17 protein-coding genes and 2 tRNA genes are annotated in these 21,140 nt (G+C 63.9%); 14 read left to right on the top strand and 5 right to left on the bottom strand.

Annotation, left to right across the window (positions count from 1 at the left end; all coding sequences use genetic code 11):
- Positions 1-645 precede the first annotated feature (645 nt).
- Both ACTQWE_RS09425 and ACTQWE_RS09430 read right to left on the bottom strand, forming a co-directional pair.
- Positions 646-1,584, bottom strand: a complete 939-nt coding sequence (locus tag ACTQWE_RS09425) for an HAD family hydrolase (RefSeq protein ID WP_441857040.1) — start codon at positions 1,582-1,584, stop codon at positions 646-648.
- A 96-nt stretch (positions 1,585-1,680) separates the two neighbouring features.
- On the bottom strand, positions 1,681-3,288 hold the full coding sequence (locus ACTQWE_RS09430; protein ID WP_441857041.1) for a Mur ligase family protein: 1,608 nt from the start codon (positions 3,286-3,288) through the stop codon (positions 1,681-1,683).
- Positions 3,289-3,360: 72 nt separating this feature from the next.
- Here ACTQWE_RS09430 and ACTQWE_RS09435 point away from each other — a divergent pair.
- From ACTQWE_RS09435 to rdgB, 3 genes are all read left to right on the top strand, one after another.
- Positions 3,361-3,436 (top strand) — tRNA-Val (locus ACTQWE_RS09435).
- Between the two features lie 427 nt (positions 3,437-3,863).
- Positions 3,864-4,661 (top strand): ribonuclease PH, encoded by a 798-nt coding sequence (gene rph / locus ACTQWE_RS09440; protein WP_441857042.1) that lies wholly within the window; start codon positions 3,864-3,866, stop codon positions 4,659-4,661.
- A 70-nt stretch (positions 4,662-4,731) separates the two neighbouring features.
- Positions 4,732-5,364: an RdgB/HAM1 family non-canonical purine NTP pyrophosphatase gene (rdgB, locus tag ACTQWE_RS09445; RefSeq protein WP_441857043.1), complete on the top strand. Its 633-nt coding sequence runs from the start codon at positions 4,732-4,734 to the stop codon at positions 5,362-5,364.
- A 45-nt stretch (positions 5,365-5,409) separates the two neighbouring features.
- Here the strand turns inward: rdgB and ACTQWE_RS09450 are convergent, their stop codons facing one another.
- Positions 5,410-6,501 (bottom strand): M24 family metallopeptidase, encoded by a 1,092-nt coding sequence (locus ACTQWE_RS09450; RefSeq protein ID WP_441857044.1) that lies wholly within the window; start codon positions 6,499-6,501, stop codon positions 5,410-5,412.
- A 121-nt stretch (positions 6,502-6,622) separates the two neighbouring features.
- Here ACTQWE_RS09450 and ACTQWE_RS09455 point away from each other — a divergent pair, with 121 nt between their 5' ends.
- The 3 genes from ACTQWE_RS09455 (at position 6,623) to ACTQWE_RS09465 (ending at position 8,012) form a co-directional block, all read left to right on the top strand.
- Positions 6,623-6,922, top strand: coding sequence for a Veg family protein (locus tag ACTQWE_RS09455; protein WP_170104594.1), 300 nt, complete (start codon positions 6,623-6,625; stop codon positions 6,920-6,922).
- Positions 6,923-6,982: 60 nt separating this feature from the next.
- A complete protein-coding gene (locus ACTQWE_RS09460; protein WP_441857045.1) occupies positions 6,983-7,921 on the top strand; it encodes a 4-(cytidine 5'-diphospho)-2-C-methyl-D-erythritol kinase in 939 nt (312 codons plus the stop codon).
- Positions 7,922-7,935: 14 nt separating this feature from the next.
- Positions 7,936-8,012 (top strand) — tRNA-Pro (locus tag ACTQWE_RS09465).
- A 41-nt stretch (positions 8,013-8,053) separates the two neighbouring features.
- On the opposite strand, the gene ACTQWE_RS09470 is transcribed toward ACTQWE_RS09465, so the two are convergent.
- Together ACTQWE_RS09470 and ACTQWE_RS09475 are read right to left on the bottom strand one after the other, a co-directional pair.
- Positions 8,054-8,389 carry an ArsR/SmtB family transcription factor gene (locus tag ACTQWE_RS09470; protein WP_441857046.1) on the bottom strand — a complete coding sequence of 112 codons (336 nt, stop codon included), beginning with the start codon at positions 8,387-8,389 and terminating at the stop codon, positions 8,054-8,056.
- A 48-nt stretch (positions 8,390-8,437) separates the two neighbouring features.
- Positions 8,438-8,884 (bottom strand): arsenate-mycothiol transferase ArsC, encoded by a 447-nt coding sequence (locus ACTQWE_RS09475; protein ID WP_441857047.1) that lies wholly within the window; start codon positions 8,882-8,884, stop codon positions 8,438-8,440.
- 362 nt (positions 8,885-9,246) lie between these two features.
- On the opposite strand from ACTQWE_RS09475, the gene ACTQWE_RS09480 reads away from it, so the two are divergent.
- The 8 genes from ACTQWE_RS09480 (at position 9,247) to ACTQWE_RS09515 (ending at position 20,901) form a co-directional block, all read left to right on the top strand.
- Positions 9,247-10,233 (top strand): D-isomer specific 2-hydroxyacid dehydrogenase family protein, encoded by a 987-nt coding sequence (locus tag ACTQWE_RS09480; protein WP_441857048.1) that lies wholly within the window; start codon positions 9,247-9,249, stop codon positions 10,231-10,233.
- Between the two features lie 310 nt (positions 10,234-10,543).
- Positions 10,544-10,993: a hypothetical protein gene (locus ACTQWE_RS09485; protein WP_441921651.1), complete on the top strand. Its 450-nt coding sequence runs from the start codon at positions 10,544-10,546 to the stop codon at positions 10,991-10,993.
- A complete protein-coding gene (gene lepB, locus ACTQWE_RS09490; RefSeq protein WP_441857050.1) occupies positions 10,980-11,606 on the top strand; it encodes a signal peptidase I in 627 nt (208 codons plus the stop codon). Before ACTQWE_RS09485 ends, lepB begins: the two co-directional genes overlap by 14 nt.
- 235 nt (positions 11,607-11,841) lie before the next feature.
- Positions 11,842-13,326: an isopeptide-forming domain-containing fimbrial protein gene (locus tag ACTQWE_RS09495; RefSeq protein ID WP_441857051.1), complete on the top strand. Its 1,485-nt coding sequence runs from the start codon at positions 11,842-11,844 to the stop codon at positions 13,324-13,326.
- Positions 13,327-13,466: 140 nt separating this feature from the next.
- Positions 13,467-14,360, top strand: a complete 894-nt coding sequence (locus tag ACTQWE_RS09500) for a class C sortase (RefSeq protein WP_441857052.1) — start codon at positions 13,467-13,469, stop codon at positions 14,358-14,360.
- Positions 14,357-15,397 (top strand): Cna B-type domain-containing protein, encoded by a 1,041-nt coding sequence (locus ACTQWE_RS09505; RefSeq protein ID WP_441921653.1) that lies wholly within the window; start codon positions 14,357-14,359, stop codon positions 15,395-15,397. The genes ACTQWE_RS09500 and ACTQWE_RS09505 overlap by 4 nt, the downstream gene beginning before the upstream one ends.
- Positions 15,397-15,993 (top strand): hypothetical protein, encoded by a 597-nt coding sequence (locus ACTQWE_RS09510; RefSeq protein WP_441921655.1) that lies wholly within the window; start codon positions 15,397-15,399, stop codon positions 15,991-15,993. Before ACTQWE_RS09505 ends, ACTQWE_RS09510 begins: the two co-directional genes overlap by 1 nt.
- Positions 15,994-16,038: 45 nt before the next feature.
- Positions 16,039-20,901 (top strand): Cna B-type domain-containing protein, encoded by a 4,863-nt coding sequence (locus tag ACTQWE_RS09515; protein WP_441857055.1) that lies wholly within the window; start codon positions 16,039-16,041, stop codon positions 20,899-20,901.
- Positions 20,902-21,140 lie beyond the last annotated feature (239 nt).

Here is a 21,140-nt window from a genome sequence, read left to right on the forward strand (position 1 = left end):
GCCGAGGGCCGCGCCTCCATCCCGGGCGCGGCCCTCGGCGTTTTGGGGGGAGTGGCGGTGCCGGCGGCTGATGGACGTGCGGGCGTGCGCGGATCAGCTGAGCCGCACGCACCCGGCCTCAGTCTGCACGGATCTGTAAGGTCGGCGCTGGTGTGTACCCCGGGGTGTCGGGGTTGCGTCACACACCTGATCCCAGTTTGTGGAATCTTGTAAGGTCACCCCGAGTGTGTACCCACCGTTGCACACACTAGGGGAGAGTTTACAAGATTCCGCTAACTCACCCTTGGTGTGTGACGAAAATCTGGGTCCTGAGGCAAGAATCGCGGGGTGTGTTGCGCAAAATGCAATAAAGCCGAGGGTGTGTACCCCCGTAAGACAGATTAGAATTCATATGATTGCAGGTCAGCGGCTCAAAACATAAGGATTCAAGTTATTGTCGCTGCACACACCCGCCACTTTCTGCCATGGGGACCGTCGAGACGCAACACACCCCGCGCGAGATTGGAAAAACGTGCAAACTCGCATGGGGTGTGTAGCGATGCGTGGGCCTGCGGGTACACACCCGGCTCCAGTTTGCGGAATCTTGCAAGGTCACCCCCGGTGCGTACCGGCACCATGGTACTCGCGCAGCACCCGCCCGCGCCCCTACGACTGCCGCTTGATCGCCAGGATGGTGCGCATGGCCTGGCAGAACCCGTCCGTCGAGTCCAGGGCAGAAACAAACGCGTTGCCGCGGCCGGCGAGCGCGGCCTGGCTCTTTGGGTTGCCCATGCCGTTGCGCATCAGCAAGAACGTCCCCGCGTACGGCGCCATCGCGCAGTCCGCGGGAGAGTCGCCGCAGCAAATGACCTCGGCCGGGTCCCACCCCATCAGCTCGATGTAGCGCGCGGCCGCGCTGCCCTTGTCCAGCCCGCGCGGCGTGATGTGGTACGTGTGCACGTCCTCCAGCGTCCCGTCCGACCGCCGCGGCAGGATGGTGTCGCCGGTAATCCGGCTCACAAAGCCGTTGTCCGCCAGGTACAGCGGAAGCCCCGTCTCGTCCAGCATGGCCTGGGCCTCGTCCTCCAGCACGGCGCCGCGCAGCCCCACCGTCACCTCGCGGTACTCGAAGCCGATGTTGTTGTCATGATACGTCTCAAGGCAGTCGTACCAGCGGTCGAGCATCCGCCCAACCACGCCCGTCTTCACGATCAGGTCGTGCGGGGTATCGCCGCAGCCGGGGTCGTACGGCATGTCCGCCGTGAAGTAGCGCCAGTCGCTCGTGGCCCCCTCGCTCAGGCACAGGATGCCGCCCATCTCGCCGATCCATCCGCGCAGCCCCAGCATGTGCGCGTCCTCGCGAACCATCGCGCGGTTGCGCCCGGTGCACGGAATGACGCTCACGCCGGCGCGCCGCAGGTCAACAAGGGTCTCTGCCAGCTCCACGGAGGGGGTCCCGTCCGTTGCGGCCAGCGCCTGCCCGTGGCTCACCATGGTGTTGTCCGTGTCGGTGATTACGTATTTTATGCGCGAGAAACGCTGGGCCATGTCCTCGGGAACGCGTGCTGGGTCCGTGGGAAACGTGGGTAGCGACAGTCCGGGCATGATGCTCCTCTCGTCCGGCGAAGCGCGCCGGCGCGCGGGCCTTCCAAAAAAAGAGCGGCGCCTCGCCACCGTAGGCAAGACGCCGCGCACACGTTGCTACTTGTCGGCCGAATCCCCGGCAGTCCCGCCGTTGGCCGCCGCCTCGCCATCGGCAGCGCTGGCTCTTCTCGCCAGCGCGTTCTTCACCGCGCGACGGAAGATCTCGCCGTCGGGCTCGCACGGGACAAAGCGGTCGCCCTCGTGCTGGCGGGTCTCGTCGCCCTTGGCCAGAAGGCACACCACGGCACCGCGGTCAGACGAAAACGCCAGCTCGACGGCGCGCTCGATGGCGGCCGGCCGCTCCAGGATCACCTCGTGCGGCTGCCCGGCGGGGGTGGCGTCGCTCATCTGCTGGCAGATGTCTGCAACGGAGTCGTGTGCGGGGTCCTCCTCGGTGTAGATGAGGTAGTCCGCCCACTTGGAGGCCTCCTGCGGCAGCTCCTGCCGGCGCTCGTAGGCCTTGCCGCCCGGCGCGCCAAACACCGCGATCACGTCGCGCCCGGCGAACTCCTTCACGATGGAGCTAAAGAACCGCTGGTAGCTCAGCTTGTTGTGGGCATAGTCCACAATGGCCGTCACCTTGGGGTCGTCCGTCAGCAGCAGCTCCATGCGCCCGGGAACGCGCACGTGTGAAAGCCCGGCCACAACCTGATCGCGGCCCACGCCCAGCACCTCGCACATGGCGATGGCCGCGCACGCGTTGTCCACGTTGAACAGGCCCGGCATGCTCACGGTCACGTCGCCCTCCCAGCCGGGGGTGTGGCACGCAAACGTGATGCCGCCCTGGAACGGGCGAACGTCCGTGGCCCACACGTCGGCGCCGGCCTCGCGCGCGGCGTCCGAGCAGCCAAACGTCACCACGCGCTCGCAGTGGCGGGCGTGCTCGAGCACCGTGTCGAGCTCGTCGGTGTCAAGGTTCACCACAGCCACGCGCGCCTGGTCAAAAATGCGCAGCTTGCTGCCAAAGTAATCTGCAAAGTTGGGGTGTTCCACGGGGCTAATGTGATCGCGGCCTATGTTCAGGAAGCACGCGACGTCCAGGCCCAGGTCCACAACGCGGTCGTACTTGAGCGCCTGGCTCGAGACCTCCATCACCAGGTACGGCAGGCCAGAGTCCGCGGCGTTGCGCACGTGGCGCCACAGGTCGGGCGACTCCGGGGTCGTGTTCACGCTCTCGAAGTGCTCCACGCCGTCGAACGTCTCGATCGAGCCCAGGATCGCCGCACGGGGCTCGGCGCTGCCGGCGTCCAAGATCTGCTTCAGCATGTAGCTTACAGTCGACTTGCCCTTGGTGCCGGTGATGCCGACCACGTCGATGCCGCGGTCCGGGTGGCCCCACGCCGCGGCGGAGGCCACGGCCATGGCGCGGCGCAGGTCGCTTGCCACAAGCTGCGGCACGCCAGGCGCCACGGCGGCAAGCTCGTCCGCGCGGGCGCCGTCGCACAGGTAGGCGACGCAGCCCGATTCGAGGGCGGACGCAAGGTACGCCGGCTTGAACGCGGCCCCCTTGCACACGAAGAGATGGTTGGGTGCTGCGAAGCGCGAGTCGCAGTCCGCGCCGGTGACGCGGGTCTGGGCCGTCGCGTCGTCCATGTTGGAGACGCGGTCAAGCAGGCCCTGGGTGCTCAGAAGCTGAGCTATGCGCGCAAGAGTCATGGTATCCATGTGGGAAAGTATACGGCAGCTCGCGGCCGCGCGCCCGCGCGCCCGCGCGTGTGATAAACTCACCACGCATCCGGACGGCTGGCGCAGCGGCTAGCGCAGGTGCCTTACAAGCACAAGATCGGGGGTTCGAATCCCTCGCCGTCCACCATCGCACCCTCGGCCGGGCCCGCATGCGCGGGTCCGGCCTTTTGCTGCGCGGGGCCCGCGCGCTCCGCTCGCGTCCGGCGCCCGGCTGGCGCCCGGCTGGCGCGACCCTCGCAAGTCCCACTATCTGACAGAACCCGAACCTGTCAGATAGAGATGCCCCCGGCCCCTCACTACCTGACACTTTCCGCACCTGTCAGAAAGTGGTGGCTCCCATCTGGCTTTTCGCTCGATTTTCGCCCCCGAGGCACTCACTTTCCGACAGATCTCGCTTCTGTCAGAAAGTGAGCTCGCCCCACACCTCACTACCTGACAGAACCCGAACCTGTCAGGTAGTGAGCACTCTCGCCCTCGGCCCCGCCCTCGCCCTCGCCCGCCCCTCACTCGCGTGGTAGGCTTCTGCTGAAGAACCCCAGCAACAGGAGGAAACGATGGACCAGCACAACACCCCCGCCGCAGACACCCCCGCCGCAAGCATCCCCACCACAGACACCCCCGCCCCCGACACCCCCGCGCGCAGCTACGGTCGCGCCGCCAACCAGATGCGCCCCGTGAAGCTCACGAGAGACGTGATGATGAACGCGGACGGCTCGTGCCTGGCGGAGTTCGGCAACACGCGCGTCATGTGCACCGCCACGGTGGAGGAGGGCGTGCCCGCGTGGCGCAAGGGCTCGCGCGCCGGCTGGGTCACCGCGGAGTACGCCATGCTCCCGGCGTCCACGTCCACGCGCACGCGCCGCGAGTACAAGGGCCGCAAGGGCCGCTCGATGGAGATCGAGCGCCTCGTTGGCAGAAGCCTGCGCGCCGTGTGCGACATGCATCGCCTGGGCGAGCTCACCGTCACGTGCGACTGCGACGTGATCCAGGCGGACGGCGGCACGCGCACCGCGTCGATCACCGGCGCGTGGGTGGCGCTGCACGACGCGCTCCAAAAGTGGGTCGACGCCGGCAAGATCAAGCGCCTGCCGCTCACCGGCCAGGTCGCGGCCATCAGCATGGGCAAGGTCGCCGATCACCTCCTGCTCGACCTCGACTACCCGGAGGACAGCCACGCGCAGGTCGACCTCAACCTCGTGTGCACGGGCGACGGCGGCATCGTGGAGGTGCAGGGCACCGGCGAGCGCTCCACCATCAGCCGAGAAGAGCTCGACGCCTTGCTCGACATGGGCCAGGCGGGAATCCAAGAGCTCATCCGCCTGCAGGATCGGGTCACGGGCTTCTCGGACTAGCCGCCCCGCGCCGCCCCGCGCGCCGCGCCATGCGCTACCATCGACGCATCCAACCAAAGGAGAGAAACCCATGGCACTCGACATCAGCACGCTCGACCCCGCAAAGACCGTCGTCGTCGCGACGGGCAACCCCCACAAGGTCACGGAGATCGAGGCGATCCTCGGCCAGAGCCTGCCGGGCGTGCGCTTCGTCGCCCTCGGCGAGCTCGGCAATTTCCCCGATCCGGTGGAGGACGGCGACACCTTCGCGGAAAACGCCTACATCAAGGCGGCGGCCGCGCTCGACAACACGGGCCTCGCCATGGCGGTCGCGGACGATTCCGGCCTCTGCGTGGACGCCCTCGACGGCGCCCCCGGGATCTTCTCGGCACGCTGGGCCGGCGAGCACGGCAACGACGCCGCCAACAACCAGAAGCTCATGCGCCTGATGGAGGGCGTCCCGCGCGAGCGCCGCACCGCGCGCTTCCACTCCAGCGTCGTGCTGGTGGAGCGCGACGAGGACGGCGAGGGCGTCACGCACGGCGAGGGCGACTGCGAGGGCTTCGTGGGCACGGAGCCGCGCGGCGACGGCGGCTTTGGCTACGACCCGCTGTTCCTGCCCAACGACACCCCGGGCAAGACCATGGCAGAGCTCTCCGCGGACGAGAAGAACGCGATCAGCCATCGCTTCCACGCCCTGCAGAACCTCGCGCGGCAGCTGTAGCCGCGCCCCCGCGCGCAACGCGCCACCGCGCCGCGCGCTCGCGCGCTACACCTCGAGCACCGTGGCCTCGTGGCTGTAGTGGTTCAGCACCTCGCAGCCGTCCTCGGTCACGATCACCAGGTCCTCGATGCGCACGCCCACCTCGCCGGGAAGGTACACGCCGGGCTCGATGCTAAAGCACTGCCCGGCGCGCACCGGCTCGTCGTGCGTCGCGCTCACGTCGCCCGGCTCGTGGTCCTCAAGGCCAATCTGGTGGCCCAGGCGGTGCGTGAAGTACGGGCCAAAGCCGGCGTCCTCGATAATGCGGCGCGCGGTCAGGTCTATCTGCGCAAACGTGACGCCCGGGCGCACGATGGCCTCCGCGGCCTCGTTCGCGCGGCGCACGGTCTCGTACACCTCAAGCTGGCGCGCCGTGGGCGTCGCCGTAAAGAACGTGCGCGTCATGTCCGAGCAGTACGCGTTCTGCTTGCAGCCCACGTCAAACAGCACCATGTCGCCCTTGTGGAACACGGTGCCGTCCGGCTCGTGGTGCGGGTCCGCCGCGTTCGCGCCAAAGCTCACGATGGGAGAAAAGCTGTGCCCCTGGGCCCCAAGCCGGCGGTACTCGCCCAGAAGGCCGCTCGCGATCTGGTGCTCCGTCACGCCCTCGCGCACCTGCGCCGCAAGCCAGGCCATGGCGCGGTCGTTCGTCAGGCTCGCCTGGCGCATCAGCTCCTGCTCGCGCGCGTCCTTCACGGAGCGCGTGGCGTCCACGGCCCAAGAGCCCAGCCTGAAGCCGCTCGCCGCGCGGGCGTCCATCAGCGGCAGCAGCCAGTTGGCCACGAGCTTCTTGTCCACGCCCAGGGGCGCCGCGGCGTCCAGCTCCGCCGCCACCAGCGGCACGGGGTCCTCTGTGTCGTCAAACGTCACCAGCCTCTGAGCGGCGCCCGTCGCGTCCGGAAACAGCCTGTTGCAAAACATCACCGTGCGCGGGCGCCGCTCGGCGTCGCGCGCAACCAGAAGCCCCAGGAACCGCTCGTACGGCTCCGTGTAGTAGCCCGTCAGATACCAGATGGACATGGGGTCGCACACCAACATCTGGCTCAGCCCCTGGCTTTCGAGGTTCTGAAGCACCCTTTCGATCCTGCTTTCGCTCATTTCTGCTCCTTAAGCCGCGTTTTCCGTGGATGTGGCGTCAGCACCATATACTAGAAAGTTGCTTGACACTGGGCCGAAGGGCCGTCATGGGCCGCCGGCCGCGTTTTGGAGGTACAGATAGATGGAAGTCGAGGTTCCACCCGCCAATAGGGTAGACCAAATCCGAGAAGAGCTCGTCTCTCTTAGGGGAAGACATCTGCGAGTCCGGGCCAACATGGGTCGCTCCCGCGTTGTCGAGCGCACCGGCACCCTCGTGGGCGCCTACCCCACGCTGTTCGTGGTCGAGGTCGAGGAGCGCCGCGGCCGCAAGGCGCGCCAGTCCTACCAGTACGTGGACGTGCTCACCGGCGCCGTCGAGATCTACGATCCCGACACCGGCGAGCGCCTGTTCGACTTTGGCTTCGAGGACCAGCAGCTCTAGCGCCGCTGCTCGCCCGGGTGCGGCGGGCCGCGCGCCCGCCGCAAGAGGATTGGTGGTCGCATGTCGCACGTCACGATCGACGCTCCCGTCAAGGTCAACCTGCACCTGGGCATCCATCCCGGGCGGGACGCGCGCGGCTACCATCGCGCGGATTCCGTCATGGTCGCGCTCGGCGTGGGCGACACCGTGACGGTGGGCACGCTGCCCGCTCCCGGGCCGCACGCCAAGCCGCCCGCGCTTCCCGAGCCGCCCGCGGCAGATGCGTCCGGCGTCCTTCTCGCCATGAGCGAGGACGTGGGCGTCCCTCCCCAGAAGAACACCGCCTGGCAGGCCGCCGCGCGCCTGCGCCAGGCGTTTGGCATCTCCGTGCCCGTGCGCGTCGAGGTGCGCAAGGCCGTGCCGCCGCAGAGCGGCCTTGGAGGCTCGTCCAGCGACGCCGCCTCCGTGATCCTGGCGCTGTGCCGGCTGTTTTCCCTGGACGAGAAGGACCCGCGCGTCGTGGACGTCGCGCGCTCCGTGGGTGCGGACGTGCCGTTCTTCCTGAATCTGGCGCCGTCGTACCTGACGGGCGCCGGTGACGTGCTCGCGCAGACGTTTCCCGTGCTCGAGGGGCTGCCGGTGGCGCTGGTGAGGCCGGCGCGGGGCGTCTCGACCGTCGCGGCGTACCGCGAGTTCGATGCGGCGCCCGTCGTGCCCGCGTCGCCCGCGCCCATGCTTGCGGCGCTGCGCGACGGCGACGCCATGGGCGTGGCGGCTGCGCTGTACAACAACCTTGAGGGCGCGGCAATGCGCCTTGTTCCAGAAATCTTGCGCGTGAAGTCGTGGCTGCAAAGGCGGCCCGGCGTGGTGGCCGCACAGGTAACGGGGTCTGGTAGCTGCGTGTTTGCCATCTGCGAGACGCATGCGGCCGCCCGCGCGGTCGCCGCGTGTGCGCAAGATGAGGAAGATTGGTGGTCTTGCGCAACATTTACGGTTGGAAAACGCGCGCAGTTCTGCTAGAGTAACTACGCTAACGGGTTGTGGCTCAGCTTGGTAGAGCGCTCGGTTCGGGACCGAGAGGTCGCTGGTTCAAATCCAGTCAACCCGACCACGAATGTCAAACGGCCAGAGGCTTCGGTCTCTGGCCGTTTTCTATCTCGCGCACGAGCAGGCGCCGGCGGGCTCGTCGCCATCGCCGTCGCCGGCGTCGGACGCGGTGCCGGCAAGCAGCGCAAAGGCTGCAGACATCTTGCGCGCGGCGCCGGCGTCAACGGAGTAGTAGCACCAGCGGCTGTCCTTGCGGCATCGCACGAGGCCGCTGTCGCACAGCACCTTCATGTGGTGCGACAGCGTGGGCTGGGTTATGTCCAGGCCGTCCAGCAGGTTGCAGGCGCACACCTCGCCGCCGCGCTCGAGCATGTGTACGATCGCAAGGCGCCGCGCATCCGCAAGCGCCTTGAACACGGCCCTCAGCTGGTCGTCTGTCATTTGGCTTTCCATCTGGTACCTCCGTTGCGCCCCGCGCGGCTCCGCGGCCTAGGCGCGTGCGATCTTCTCGCCCAGCTGGCGCAGGTGCTGCGCGATGGCATCCGCGCACTCCCGGTAGGAGCGGGGCGAGCCGCCCATTGGGTCGTCCAGGCCCCAGTCCTCGCGGTGCGCGCACGGCAGGCTGGGGCAGGAAACCCCGCACCCCATGGTAACAAGCCAGTCCACGCGCGGCAGCCGGGAAAGCGGCTTGGGGTGCAGGCCGGCCGCGCTGACGCCGCGGCGCGCGAGCTCTTGCAGCGCACCTTCGTCCACGTGGTCGGCGGGGTCCGTTCCCGCCGAGAAGATCTGTGTGCCACGGGGCAGCAGCTGCCTCGCGAGCGCCTCTGCCATCTGGCTGCGGCACGCGTTGTGCGTGCACACGAAGGCGACGCAGGGGGCGGCGGTGCCCGCGGTTGCGTCCGCCGCGGCGTTTGCGAATGCGTTCGAACTGTCCATGGCCTCGTTCCGTTCCACGGCGCTAACGCAGGGGGATTCGATTATTCTAACAACGTATCGACATAAATCAATACACGCAGGCGAGAAGGGCGCGCGGCCTTCCTTGTGGTAACGCCCGTTATGGTGAGTGAGTCGCGCCCGCGCCGTCTGGCGGGGCGCGACGAACGGGATGCGTTCGCGACGAACGGTTGTGCATAGCCTGCCAACGTTAACGGATAGGCACGCTTCGCGCGCGGCGTGGCGCGTCAACTAATATGGAGCCACGTGCCGCGGAGCCGTCTGCGGCGGCGGGTGCGCGGGCTGCGGCGCGCAAGGGGCGTGCGACCAAGGCGAACCGCCAACTACCAGGGGAGGTTCTTCTCATGAGGTTTTTTGCCTATGCGCTGCGCGAATACGACGAGCTTGGGTACATGCGGGAAGCTGCGAGCCAGATGGGCTTCGAGTTCGACTGGACGAGCGAGTATCCCACGCTAGAGAACGCCCACCTTGCCGCGGGGCACGACGCGCTGTGCATAATCACCAACCCCATGCCGGCGGAGCTGCTGGACGCGTTCTGGGCGCAGGGCGTGCGCTACCTCTCCACGCGCACCATCGGCTACGAGCACATCGACGTTGCCCACGCCCGCGAGCTGGGCATGCGCGTCTCCAACGCGCCGTACCCGCCCGAGGGCGTCGCCAACTACGCCATCATGCTGATGCTCATGGCGCAGCGCAAGGTCAAGCTGCTGGCCCGCCACTCCGCGGTGCAGGACTTTGGCCTGCGCGGCAAGCTGGGAAAGGACATCTCTACCTCCACGGTGGGCGTCATCGGCACGGGGCGCATAGGCTCCACGGTGGTGCGCCACCTAAGCGGCTTTGGCTGCAAGATCCTGGCGTACGACCCGTATCCCAACGACGACGTGCGCGCGCACGCCACGTACGTCGACCTTGACACGCTGCTTGCGCAGTCCGACGCCATCACGCTGCACGCACCCGGCCTGGCCGAGAATTACCACATGCTCGACTCGGCGGCGTTTGCCAAGATGAAGGACGGCGTGGTGCTGGTGAACGCCGCGCGCGGCATGCTGGTGGACACGGAGGCCCTGGTAGCGGCCGTGGAGTCCGGCAAGGTGGGTGCCGCGGCGCTCGACACCATAGAGAACGAGGCGGACCTGTACTACCGCGACCTCAGCCGCGACGTGCTGCCCAACCGCGACCGCAGCGTGCTGATGGCGTTCCCCAACGTGATCGTGTCGCCGCACATGGCGTTCTACACCGCAGAGGACGTGCGCGCCATGATCTTCAACTCCGCCGGCGCGCTTTTGGCGTTCAGCCGCGGGGAGGAGACCCCGTTTGAGGTGCGCGCATAGGCCTGTGCGGACGCTTCCGAGTCGCGCCCGAGTTGCAGCAAGATGCCGCCAGATAATTGCATATTGAGCCTAGGCTCCCCGTTGGGATTGCGCGTTTTCTAGACCTGAAGATGTGCTACACGGTCCCATAGCTCCCTTTCAGCCTTACGCGTACCGTGCATAGGGGATAAAATCAGTCGCAAATGGCAAAATGCGCAGAATGTGCCTTTCATTCGGTACCAAACGACGCATTTTGGGAACGGATTCATCTGCGTGCGTAGCATGGTCGCAACGCGCAGACAAGGGTGCGAAGGCAAGGGGAGCTGGAGCCGTGGGAAAGCGGGATGCAGAAAAGGCCAAGAAAGATACCACGTCCGCAAAGGGCGATGCTCCCGACCTGCGCAAGCTCAACCGAGTTCAGCTGCTGAGGCTCCTTCGCGACGCCACGGAGGAAAACGAGCGCCTCTCCGCAGAGCTCGCCGCCACCAGGGAGCGGCTTGAGCAGGCGGAGCAACAGCTCGAGGACCGCCGCATCGCCATCGCGGACTCCGAGTCCCTTGCGGAGGCGTCGCTCAAGCTATCTGGCATATTCGCCGCGGCGCAGCACGCCATTGACCTGTATGGCTACAACGTGGCCCAGAGCCGCATGACCCCAGAATGCGTCGGGGGGGGGCGCTCTCGTAGCGCAGGGTCCGCAGAACGTGGGCGAGAAGATCAGCCATCCGGCGGGGCGCTAGACCCCACGAGCGAAGAGCCGGGTGATGACCTTGACGCAGAGTAGCGACGGCACCCTAGGTGGTGCCGACGGCAGGAAGGGGCGCGTTTCTCTTCCAGACCTAAGCGCGATCGACGACGAGCTCGAGCGCTCGGAGTCCGCGCAGCACCGCCACAACGTGCGGCGCAACATTGGTTTTGCGCTGGCTGCCGTGTTTGCGGCGTCGGTGCTCGTCTCCAGCTTCGTGCTGCCAACCTTTAGGATATATGGCTCGTCCATGACGCCCACGCTGCGCGAGGGCGACGTCGTGGTGGGCACAAAGCCCGGCTCCGTGCGCCGTGGCGACCTCATCGCGTTTTCCTACAACAACAAGCTGCTCGCGAAGCGGGTCATTGGCCTGCCTGGCGACTGGGTCGACATCGATTCGTCCGGAGACGTTTCCGTCAACGGCAAGCGCCTGAGCGAGCCCTACCTGCGCGCGGGCGCCAAGAGCCTGGGGCAGTGCGACATCAGCCTGCCGTACCAGGTGCCGGAGGACACGTACTTCGTGATGGGCGACAGGCGCGCCGTATCGCTGGACTCGCGCCTGACGCAGGTGGGATGCATCCCAAAGGACCAGGTGGCGGGGCGGCTCGCCTTCAGGGTGTGGCCGCTCCAGAGCGCGGGGCCAGTCGCCTGACCCAGCCGGCAGTGCCGGAACTCCTTGCCCATGCGGGCACGGTCATAGGCATTTGAACGGAAGCAAGGGGCCGCGGCAAGAGGCCATGCAAGAGAGAGACACGGAAGACGGAGGTGCGGGATGCGTAGCGAGTCAGGTCCAGACCCCTAGGGGAGAAGGGCGTGGGATGTGGGTGGCGCCCGCCACGTGAGGGCAGCGCTGCTCCCGAAGGTAGTCTGTAGAGAAAGGAAGTAACATGAAACACCTGAGCAAGATGCTCAAGGGCGTCGTGGCGGCACTCGCCGCGGCCGCGATGGCGCTGACGCTGGCTCCGCCGGCGTTCGCGGCGGAAGCGGGTACGTACAAGCTGACGCTTAAGGGTACCGCGACGGACCACACCTACGAGGCGTACCAGATCTTCACGGGCGACCTCTCCACCAACACGGATGGCAAGAAGGTCCTCTCCAACGTCAAGTGGGGTACCGGCGTCACCTACAGCGGCAAAGAGTCTGCGGCCGACGTGGCGAAGAAGCTGGGCGACAAAACGATGACGATCGATACGCTGCTGGACAAGCTCACGCTCACGACGCCTGCGAAGACCGTGGCCTCCGCCAAGGACTCGACTGTTATCGACGGTCTTGCCGCCGGCTATTACCTCGTGAAGGACAAGGACGGTACCCAGAAGGACAAGTCCGACGCCTACACCAAGTTTATCGTCCAGGTCGTGGGTGACACCGAGGCCGACATCAAGTCCGACGTCCCGACCGTCGTGAAGAAGGTCAAGGACACGAACGAGTCCACCGGCGATACCACCGACTGGCAGGACTCTGCCGACTACAAGATCGGCGCTGATGTGCCGTACCAGATCACCGGCACCATGCCTAACAACATTGCCGACTACACCACCTACAAGTACGTGTTCACCGATACCATGTCCAAGGGCCTGACCTACACGGCCAAGAAAGCCACGATCACGATTGGCGGGAAGGACGTTACCAGCTCCTTCGAGGAGACCGTTACGCCCAACACTGACGGCACCACGGTCACCTGGTCTTGCGACAACCTCAAGGACATCAAGGACGTCTCGCTTGACGCGAACACCAAGGTCGTCGTGACCTACACCGCCAAGCTGAACGATAACGCCGTTCTCGGTGCTGCTGGCAACCCCAACGAGGTTGACCTTACCTACTCCAACAACCCCAACAAGGGTGGCGAGGGCGAGACCGGCAAGACCCCCAAGGACAAGAACATCGTCTTCACCTACAAGACCGTCGTGAACAAGGTTGACCAGGAGAATAAGTCCCTTGCCGGCGCTGGCTTCACGCTGCAGAAGAAGGTCAACGGTGTCTACACGGACGTCAAGTCCTTCACCGCGGGCGAGGAGACCAAATTTGAGTTCAGCGGCCTGGACGACGGCGAGTACAAGCTCACCGAGACCACGACCCCCGCTGGCTACAACACGATTACCCCGATCGAGTTCACCATCAGCGCAGAGCACGATGCTGATTCCGACGATCCCAAGCTGATCAGCCTTTCCGGCAACGTGACCACGGGCGAGGCCACCTTCACCGCGAATAAGGACGCTGGCTCCCTCACGACCGACGTCGTGAACAAGAAGGGTTCCACGCTTCCCTCCACGGGCGGCATGGGCACCACCATCCTGTACGTTGCCGGCGCAGCCATCGTTGTTGCCGCGGGCGTTGGCCTGGCCATCCGTCGCAACAAGCGTCAGAACGCCTAGCTTTTGGTAGCCGCAGCTGCGAGCCGCGGCACCCGCTAGCTACAACGGCTAGCGCGCGCACCACATAGTTCCAATACAAGTGCGAGCGGCGGCTCCAGCGGGAGCCGCCCCCGCCCAAGCAACAGAGAGGAGGACGCACCATGGCAAAGTGGCTGAGGGCGCACGCGCTCGACCTTCTCCTTGGCTGCGTCCTTCTCTTTGGCGTGGGGCTGCTGCTGTATCCCACCGTGAGCGACTGGTGGAACTCCATGCACCAGACCCAGGCGATTGCGACGTACCAGAAGGCGGTGCAGGACAACTCGGCCAAGCGCAACAAGGAGCTGTGGGACGCGGCCGTGGCGTACAACGAGTCTCTGCCGCACGATGACAGTCGCTTTAGGATGTCTGCCGCCCAGACAAAGTGCTACGACTCTACGCTGGACGTGACGGGCACGGGCATCATGGGCTACGTGCAGATTCCCAAGATCAGCGTGTCGCTTCCCATCTACCACGGCACGGACAGCGCCATTCTGCAGGTTGCCATTGGGCACATCCCCGGCTCGTCGCTGCCGGTGGGCGGCCTGGGCACGCACTGCGTTATCAGCGGACACCGCGGGCTTCCGTCCGCGCGCCTCTTCACGGACATTGACCAGCTGCGCGAGGGAGACCTCTTCATGATCAATGTCCTTGGAAAGACGCTGACGTATCAGGTGGACCAGATCAGGGTCGTGCTGCCGGACAAGCTGGACGACCTTGCGATAGACGACGGCCTTGACCTGTGCACGCTGGTTACGTGCACGCCGTACGGCGTCAACACGCACCGCCTGCTGGTGCGTGGCCACCGCGTGCCCAACCGCACGGCGGCGCTTGCGGCGGGGGACACCTCGCTCGTGAGCCCCGTGCTTGTGGCGGCTCTGGTGACGGCGCTCGCGGCCGCGGTGCTGGCGCTGACGCGGCTGGTGCGCGGCCGGCGTCGCGCTCGCGGCGTGGCGGAGAGCGCGCCGGCGGGCGAGAAGGACGAGGGTTCCACGGCTGGGAAGGGAGCGCAAAGGTGACGCTCACACTAGACAGAACGCGCGCGGGCTTGGCGAGGGCGCTGGGTCGTGCGGCCGCCGCGGTGACGCTGGCGGTTGCCGTGGCCGCGCTTGTGGCGGCGCCCGTGGCGGCACAAGCGGCGGAGCGCGTGCCAGAGGGGGCCACGTGCAGCCTCACGGTGCAGAAGTGTCCGGCAGACGGCCAGACCTTCCACCTGTATCGCGTGGCGCGCATGCAGGCGGACGGATCGCTCGTGGCGGAAGACGCGCTGTCGCAGGCCGTGGTAGACACGGGCGTCGATCCCGCCGCCTTTGGCGAGAAGACCGATGCCCAAGAGTTGGCGCGCGCGGCGGCAAGCTACGCGGGCTACGTGGCTGCGGACCCCGCGGTGTTCAAGAAGGCCGATGCCAAGGCCGCCGGCGGCACCGCGCGCTTTGATGAGCTCGATCCCGGCATGTACCTGTTGGTTGCAGACGCGGCCGTCATGGTCGACAGCACGTACACCGCACGTCCCAACCTGGTGATTGTGCCGCGCCTTGACGGCTGGACGTATGCAACGGACTGCAAGGTAGACGCAAAGTTCGAGGTGACGCCCGCGCGCACGTACCACAACCGCGTCACCAAGCTGTGGCGTGGAGACAGGGCATCCGCCCGCCCGGCCTCCGTCACGGTTGCCATCTACAACGGCACCAAGCTCTACAAGCAGGTAAGGCTGGACGCAAGCAACGGCTGGACGTTTGCGTGGGACGGCGAGGGCACGTGGTCCGTGCGCGAGCTTGGCGTTCCCGCGGGCTACACGTGCTCGCTCAACCAGGCGCAGGCCACGCCCAAGTCCGCGGACGCAGGCGTCAACTTCCAGCTCACCAACAGCAAGCCCACGACCCCCGGCGGTGGCGGTGGCAGAAGCCACTCCGGTGGTTCCGGCTCAAAGGGCGGCTCGGCTGTCACAAAGACCGGCGACCCCAACGGCGTTGCGCTGCCGGCCGCGCTCATGTGCGCGGGGGCTGCGCTCGCGCTCGCGGGCCTCTGGTCCAGGCGCAGGGAGGACGCGCGTTGATGCCAGGGCGTGGAGCACATACACGCGGTGCCGCGGAGCCGCGCGGCGGCGGCCGGTGGAGGCTCGCCGTCTGCGTGGGGCTTGCGCTTGTGGCGACCGGTCTTCTCGCCTGGGGGTACGGCGTTGCCCAGGCGTCGCAAGAGGAGGCGCGCGGCAAGGCGTTCTGCTCGCGCGCGCTCGCGCGGCTGGAGCGCGTGACTCCCGCGTCCGGTGGCACGGTCGCCGCAAGCGTGGCGGATCTGCCGGTTCTGCAGGTGGACGGCGTGGACGTGGCCGGCCGCCTTGTGGCGGCGGGGGCGGGGCTGGATACGCCCGTCGCCGCGCCGGGCTCCGCCACTGGGCTTGCGCCCTCGCTGGAAGAAGGCCGCGCCGGGGAGCTCGTAGTGCGCTGCCGCCCGTGGCAGACATCTGCCATACAGGCGCTGCGCAAGGGAGAAGAGATTCGCTTTGTGCAGGTAGACGGTGCGGGCAGGACGTACTCCGTCGTGGACGCCGGCACGACGAGCTCGAAGTTCGACGATCACTTCGACCTCTTGCTGTACGTGGAGGGGTCGTTCGGTAGCAAGCGGTGGGTGGGTTGCTCGCAGTCCTCCTAAAGGGAGGCTTGCGAGCAGCACACAAACATGCGGGTAGGAGCAGGCATGAGCAACATACTTGATAGGGCCGCAAGGATGCTGGCAGACAACCGAAAGCTTCGCAGGTGGTGCATTGCCGCCGGCGCGCTTGCGGTGGTGCTTGTGGCAACGGTGAGCGCGCTTCTGGTGGGCAACGCCAACGCGCTCGCGGGGCAGGATGCCCTGAATGATGCGATGACCGATGATACCCGACTTTATTGGGAGATTGCCGGCACGGGCGAGTCTGGTTGGACGGCAGTCGATGAAAACGTGCCCGTTGCCGAAGACTCGGTGCTCAGACTGCGCCTCGCCTTCAAGCTTTCTTCGGATCAGCTTGACGATCAGGAAGCCATCTCGTACAGGCTTCCTGAGGGTCTTGCGCTTCCCGACACTACAAAAGGCGAGACCATAGCAGTTTTTGATGGGACAGACGCTGGGACGGCCGATGAGACTGGTGATACCCAGATTGGCTCTGCCACCATCAAAGGAAACGTCCTTACTCTCACGCTTGACTCTGCTGCTTTGGATTCAGTGGATGGCGGAGACTCTTCCTCCTCGGCGGTGGAGAGCGGTGATGCTGTGGCGACAGGCTCGCAGGCGATCGAGGTCTCGGGCTTCGTGGACCTCGACTTTACCTTCGACAATCTATTGCTGAATAACAACGGAAGCGTCGCACTCAGGCTCGGCAATGCGCGCGTGTTGCATGTGACTAAGGCGTCTGCGGAGGAGGATGTGGCGTCACTCGGCGGAACCAGCAGCGAAAGCGAATCTCTGCCAGATGCTGCCGCTCCCTCAGAAAGCGCCGATGCAAATGACGCATCAAAGGAAAGTGCGACGGCACATAAAGTTGCAGCGGCAAAAGCTGCTCCAGTAGCGCTGCTTGCTTCGTCGGGATCCGGTTCTGAGCCAGCCGGTAAGGACTTCAGTTCCTATATCACGAACGCCACGGTCGAGAAGGTCGTCAATGGAAAGTGGACGGCGGCGACTGAGGTCACCGAAGGCGATTCGGTGCAAGTCTCTTTGGCTTACGTTCTGCCTGCTGATCTGCTCGACGGTACGACTGAGGCAGGAAGGACGATTTATTACAAGCTTCCCAATGGTGTTGCAGTGGATACCGAAAGCCAGGGGCGCGTAACAAACAAGGATAACGTGGAGGTTGGTTCCTACACGATTGGCACGGATGGCACCATCAAGATCGTGTTCGACCAAGACAAGGTCATGGCGGACGATGGTTCCGTCGACGGAACGGTGACGTTCATGGGGACGGTTTCCCAGCTCTCTGGCGGAGAGAGTGGGACCATAAGCTTTGGCAATGCTTCGACGACCATCAAGGTCAACAAGAGAACCGAGGCGGAGACGCATGACCTTTCGATAAGCAAAACGGCGGCGTTCGCTGATAGTACGCAAAAGAAGATTAAATATACTGTGACTGCTTCTTCGAACAGCGGAACGGGAACCGTCGTCAACATCAAAGACACGCTCTCTTCTACAAACGCATCAGCGAGCTTCGAAAAAAATAGTCTCGTGGTGAAGAGGCTCGATCCATCAGGCAAAGAAACCACGGTCAGCAATGCTAACCCCAAATATGAGAACAACACCCTTAGCATCGAAAGCCTGCCCGCCCTGGGCAAAGGTGAGAAGTATGTTGTCAGCTATGAGGTGAGTGTTGCACCGACTTCCGGCACCAGCAATGGCGGCATCAGCAACAAGGCGGAGGGCACGAGCGGAAACCAGGCAAGCAGTGACACGAAGTCTCTAAGCTGGGGAACTAAGACCAGCAAAAGCGGCTGGTATGATGGCGAAAACAACCTTATCCACTGGGATATTACCGTTAATCCGAATGGCAGCGACATCGCGGGGCAGAGCGTTGCAGACAACCTGCCTGAGGGGACGAAGCTGACAGGTCCATATGAGATCAAGGGCGCTGACGGTACAGTCCTGACGGCGGGTGGCAAGAAGGGCGATTCGAGCATCAACTACACATTCCCTTTGACCGACGCGTCCGGCAGAGCACTAAGCGATGCGCAGAAAAGGCAGGAATACAAGATTACATATTCCACGACGGCACCGTCGGAAAACAGGAAAGTAGAGAATACTGCCACTACACAGGACAAGTCTGGCGGCACGTCGAGCGGCACTGGCACGGCCTATGTTAAGCACCGCACGCTCGAGGTAACGAAGGCACATGGTGCCGATACGAGTGAAGGTAAAGATCGGAAAGCAACGTGGACATCCACCGTTACGCTGCCTGACACCAAACTCGAGAGCTTCACTTATACCGACACTATCAACAACGCAACCGACGGCAACAGGGGCGACCTCGGAGCGGACAGTCATTGTGCTTGGGCTGGCGAGCTCGATAAATATCTGGCAAAGAATCAGAATCTTGCAATCAACCTGGCCGATGGGTCGACCTATGTCTATCGCGGATATTGGAGCAACAAGGCGCACCAGATTAGGAAAGGCCAAGAATTTGAAACCGACGATGTCACAATCAAAGTGAGCTATTTTGATAAGGACAACAAGAAGGTAGTGCCAAACGACGCTAACTATCGCACGAAGATCAAGCGGTTCGTTGTCAATGTGACGGTTGCGAATGGTGTCGAGGTTGTCGCAAAGAACATGACGCTCAATAACTATCCGACCCATATGGCCACTTCCGAAGGCAGCGAGGGCCAGACGTGGAAGGCCTCGAATACGGGTGCAGTTGGAGATAAGAAATCGACTGCAACGACGAACTTTACGATTCCTAAGGCGGTCGACAAGGAAGTCCGCGTCTTGGACGGCAACGGAGATGGGCACTTTGCTGGTGGCACCGTCACGAAGAAACTCGACTCCGTTTCGAATAGCCAGCTTGAGTACCGCATCATCCTGAACACCGATAGCAAGACTGGCAGAACCATCACGGTGAAAGACACGCTGCCCGCTGGTATGTCCATCGTTGACGGCGAGGTTTGGGGTCGCTTCTTCAGGAGTGAATACGACGAGCACGAGACGAACTATAAAGGCACGAGCTTCGCCAAAGGGACGAATCCGACGTATACGACCAAGCAAAACGATGATGGTACGACGACTGTCATCTTCACGATTAAAGACTACAAATATACCGAAGATTATCCACTCGTCGCGATCCACTACAAGACCTCTGTTGCCCAGGATAGTGAGTGGAGCGACCTTAAGGTTGATCGTAGAACCTACTCCAATACGGCGGAGTGGAATGGCCATAAGGACACGCAGACGACAACGGTAACCCGTGACGTTCAAAACGTCGTGAAGACAGGCGAGCAGGTCACATCTAATGGGTCGCCGACCAACATCATGCGTTACTACGTTGACATAAACCCAGCTGGGAAGAATCTTGATAAGAGCTCTGACACCTTGGTGCTGACAGACACCTTTGGCGATGCGAACCGTTATTCTCCTGAGCTGCTGATGGACACCATCCATCTTTATGCCTACCGGCCAGATGCGGAAAACCACAAGGGTGCAGAAATCGATAAAAGTCGTTACTCGGTTACATATGATGCGGCGAAGGGTGTAATGACCGTCAGGGTCCCCGATGCACTCGCCTGCGTCCTCGGATATGAGGAGCGCATCGACAAATCTGCGGTGGTTGAGGGGTATGACGTCAGCAACTCGGTCAACCTCAGTGGCCAGTGGTCTTCGGAAAAGATGACCAAGCTGAAAAACATTACACACTCTGCTACGGCAAACCGACGGCATGTCACGCTCTACAAAGTCGACAGCGACAACTATCGGACGCTGCTACCTGGAGCAACTTTCACGCTAGCGAAGTGGGACAGCTCCAGCGGCTGGAAGACGGTGAGTGCGACAGAGAAGACGGGCGCGGACGCGGGCAAGAGCGATTACGGCATGCTCTCCTGGGACCTGAATGCAAACAACGCGAAGGTTACGACGGACGCGCTTTTCCGTGTGGTCGAGACGAAAGCACCGGCTGGTTATAGGCTGGACGAGACTCCGCACTACTTTGTCGTTCGCGGGAATAGCAACGAATCCGTCGATGACGCATGGGCGAAGGTGGGGTATGTGCCCTCAGTTCAGAAGTCTGACGTCACCTTCATCAACTACAGCGGTGGTGCTCTGTACATCCCCAACACTTACACGCGCTTGACCGTGAGAAAGAAATGGGCCAATTCGGATGGAGCGGACGCCTTGGCGCCGAAGGACGCCTCGGTGAAGGTGCAGCTCTATCAGAACACACAGAAAAGCGACCCGGATGATACCTGCACGGTGACCATAACCGCCCGGGCCGTTAATGAATCGGATAGGAGTTGGGCAAAAGACAAGACCATCACGGAGAAGGTTAAGCGCGGGACGGCTTTCAAGATGAAGGTCAGCAATTGGGGAATCGCATTTTCGGTTGCGATTGGGGACGACGCTCCCATCCCATATGCGAACAATAATGTTGAGTACACAGAGGTATCGGTTCCCTCGGCGGCGACAAACGGGGCATCGCTATCTATAGTCGTGTTGGAGCCTGGCAGTTCCGTCAATGGCAGCAACATCACTGTTAGCGAAAAGGAAAAGCCCGATGACATCCTGACAAACAAGACCGCCCATGGGGATGCGGTTACGCTTGCGTCCCCGACCTGGTCTCACGACTGGGACGACCTGCAGACGAAGGATGCAGAGGGGCACACGCTCTACTATACCGTCGAGGAGGTCTCTGGACCATCTGGCTATACGGTCGCCTATGCGAACAACGAGGGCATCCAGACGGGAACGATTGTGGTGACCAACACGTTGCCGGAGGGATACGTGCTTCCTAAGACTGGCGGCTCTGGAGCAGGGCGATATCTGGCGACTGGCATGGCGATAGTCGTCGCGACGGCCGTGCTTCTCGCTCGAAGGAAGCTGGCAAGTTTCTAGCTGGGTGAGATAGTCGGAGAGCTGGCAGTTCGCTTGGCGGACGCACGAATGGGTTGCTAGGCGGATGACGTAGGTACGGGGTAGTGGAGAGACCAATTAAGCCTCGCCGAACAAATCAAAAGCGGGCGTGGATGGAAATGTCCATCAGCGCCCGTTCTTTATTGCGATTCGAGTGACTCCCTTCGAATGATATTGCCGGGAGGACGTCGTCCCGCCAATATAGGAGGGCTACTGCTTAT

The organism is Parafannyhessea sp. LCP19S3_B1, assembly GCF_052121955.1.
Taxonomy (GTDB): Bacteria; Actinomycetota; Coriobacteriia; order Coriobacteriales; family Atopobiaceae; genus Parafannyhessea.